The organism is Methylobacterium sp. J-078, assembly GCF_022829285.1.
GTDB lineage: Bacteria > Pseudomonadota > Alphaproteobacteria > Rhizobiales > Beijerinckiaceae > Methylobacterium.
Genome location: NZ_JAKSYI010000029.1, coordinates 1 through 3,158 on the forward strand (window position 1 = coordinate 1; position 3,158 = coordinate 3,158).

A 3,158-nucleotide genomic window follows, 5' to 3' on the forward strand; every position below is an offset into this window, starting at 1 on the left:
CGGTCTACGTTCAGGCGGCGATGTCGCGGGCCACGCTCCGGACCCTGACCTGTCCCTGGTCATCTCAGGGGCGGCGTCAGGTGACGCTGGACGCACAACCCGGAGTGGCCGAACTCGCCATCGCGGATATCCCGAAATACCAGATTGACGTGGCGTCCCCGGCGCCGGATCTCACGCGGCCGGCCACGCTCCTGCGCGTCACGCCTCTCCTCACCATCAGCAGTCAGGCCAGGGCGACGATCGCGAGCCCCTACACGCAGGCTCTCTCGTTCAGCGATGACGACATCGCTCAACACAAAGTCCGGACTGTCTCGGCGAACAACATGACACAGGCCCTGGTGCCGAGCCTCGTGTCGTCCCTCAGCCTCGACGTCAACGGGGTCGGGCTTCTGGCGCCCGGCCTTCTAACGACGGTAGGGACCGCACTCAACCTCGCCGCGCCGTCCCTAGACGGCGTTCTAGACAACACGCTTCGGACCACCGGCATTCGGATCGGCAAGGCCGATCTTACCGTGAACGGGGTCCGCTGCGATCAAGCCGTGCTGGTGCAGTAGGCAAATGCCGTGTGCATCCGCCATAGGCTGCCGTGCGTTGGGCGTTTAAGCCCCGGAGGCTGATTGGCGCGTCTGAGGGGCAGTTGCAGCAAGGCCGGGGTGGTCACCACCGACCTGACGCTCCTCGAGGATGCTCCGCGGGCGCTGATCGGCCACCTCGACCGCGAGCGCAGCGTACCGCTGATGGCGGCAATGGACACCTGCAATGCGCGCTTCGGCCGAGGCGCCGTCGTGCCAGCCCGCGCGGAGCTCACCGAGAAGCGCACTTGGTCGACGAAGTTCGAGATGCGAAGCCCACGCTACACGACGCAGGTCAGCGAACTGCCGACCGCACACGCGTAGCTTCACGCTAGGGTGTATATGCAAAGGGGTCACAGGTGGTGTGGTCGCCGCCATGTGGGCGGGATGCGACGCTACGAACTGACCGATTCGCAGTGGGAGCAGATCGCCCCACTGCTGCCTCCGCAGAAGCCGCGCACGGGCCGGCCTGCCGAAGATCACCGGCAAGTCCTGAACGGCATGCTCTGATTCTTGCGCACGGGTGCGCCATGGGCGGATCTGCCGGCCCGATATGGTTCTGTGGAGACCGTGTCGAGTCGGTTCTACCGCTGGCGGCAGGCCGGCGTGTTCGACCGGGTGCTGCGGCACCTGCAGGCGCAGGCGGATGCCCGGGGCGCCCTCGACTGGGACCTGCACTTCGTGGACGCCACGGTGGTGCGCGCTCACCAGCACGCCGCCGGCGCTCGCCGGTCGGGGGCCATCGGGGGGGGAGGGCCCGGTCGAGGGGATCGGGGAAGCGCGGGGCGCAGCCAGGGCGGGTTCTCGACCAAGCTGCATCTGCGCGCCGAAGGCGGCGGCAAGCGGATCGCAGCGGTGCTGACGGCGGGCGAGCGCCACGAGCAGTTCGCGCTGGACGCGTTGATGGACAAGGGCGCCGTGCCCCGTCGCGGGCGATGTCGTCCGCGTCTGTGTCCCTGTTGAACTTGTGGGGACCGGGGCTATTCCAGGCCGCCGGCCCGTCGCCGCCTCAGGCAGCGCCGGATCGAGCCGGTCATCCCGACCCGAAAGGACACCTCGAAATATCGCTTCCGCGCGGAGCGGTGTCGTGATTCCCTAACGTTGTCGACGATGGAGAGGCTCGGATGGGTCAGCCTGGGTTCTTCAATTTGGATGAGCGTTATCAGCGTCTGTCAGAGAACGGCGACCCTCTGGTGAAGCTCGCGGCCTTGATCTAGCTCGAGGCTTTCCGACCAAAGCTGGCCACAGCACTGAAGCGGTCCGACGGATCGAAGGGTGGCTGTCCGCCCTACGATCCAGTTCTGATGTTCAAGATCCTGATCCTTCAGACACTTTACACGCTCTCGGAGGATGCCACCGAGTTCCAAATTCGGGATCGGCTCTCGTTCATGCGCTTCCTCGGCCTGGGCTTCGAGGATGCGGTGCCGGACGCCAAGACGGTGTGGCTGTTCCGCGAGCACCTGACACGGGCCGGTGCGATCGACAATCTGTTTGCTGCCTTCGACGCTCGGTCAAAGGGCAAGGGTTATCTCGCGATGTCGGGCCAGATCATCGACGCCTCGAACATCGCGGCTTCGCGTCAGCGCAACACCGATGCCGAGAAGGCGGCTCTGAAGGAAGGTCGGATCCCGGAGGCATGGGCGGCCAAGCCGAAGAAGCTGGCGCAGAAAGATAGGGACGCCCGCTGGACGTTGAAGCGGGCCAAGGCAAGGCCCGCCAAGGCGGACGGTGCGAAAGCCAAGGTCGAGATCGCCATCCCGGTGTTCGGCTATAAGACGCACATCTCGATCGACCACAAGCAGGGGTTCGTCCGCCGCTTCGCCGTTACCAGCGCGACCGCCCATGACGGGGCGCAACTGGCCAACGTCCTCGATCCAGCCAATACGGCGAGCGACGTCTCTCGCCGATACCGCCTACCGCTCAAAGGCCAACGAAGCTCATCTGGCCAAGCAGGGACGGCGCTCGAAGATCCACTTCCGGCGACAGCTTGGCCTCGATCTGACGCCGGCGCAGCGCAAGGCCAACCGCACCAGCTCCCAGGTCCGCTCGGCCGTCGAGACAATGTTCGCCGGCCAGAGGCACCGCTTAGGCCTGTTCGTCCGGACCATCGGCCTGGCCCGAACTCAAACCAAGATCGGGCTTGCTAACCTCGCCTACAACCTTGAGCGCTTCCTCTGGATCGAAGCCCGGCCGGTGGGGGCCTGAGGCAACCTCGGGATGGGCTCTTCAGCCCGTTCCCGAGCACCGCCAGACAGCCAGAACGCTAGTGCGGTCACGCCAAAGCTGCCGGCGTCGTCAGATCGACGGTCAAACCCCACAATTACGCGGTTCTTCGAGGTGTCCGATCGGCTACCTCCCGCCTGCACCGGAGGTTGTCATCTGGCCAACGGAACCGAGCAGCTCAGCGCCGCTGGCACAACCCCCCATCATCACGCGACCAACGATGCACTAGAGCATTTTCCACGATCCCTGAGTCGTTGCGGCCAGGTGAGCGTTGATCCCTGAAGGTTCGTCAGGGAGATCGCCATGGCCCGTGCCTACAGTCACGATCTGCGTGTTCGCGTCTTGGACGCGGTGGAAGCAGGT

General features: G+C 65.4%; 4 pseudogenes. All 4 read left to right on the top strand.

From position 1 onward, the window contains the following. Window positions 1-554, top strand: a pseudogene (locus MKK58_RS02005) (hypothetical protein); the annotation flags it as partial. Between the two features lie 87 nt (window positions 555-641). Beyond that, a pseudogene (locus MKK58_RS02010) lies at window positions 642-896 on the top strand (DUF4113 domain-containing protein); the annotation flags it as partial. Window positions 897-959: 63 nt separating this feature from the next. Beyond that, window positions 960-1,625: pseudogene (locus tag MKK58_RS02015) on the top strand (IS5 family transposase); the annotation flags it as partial. A gap of 71 nt (window positions 1,626-1,696) precedes the next feature. Then, a pseudogene (locus MKK58_RS02020) lies at window positions 1,697-2,777 on the top strand (IS5 family transposase). Window positions 2,778-3,158: the final 381 nt, after the last annotated feature.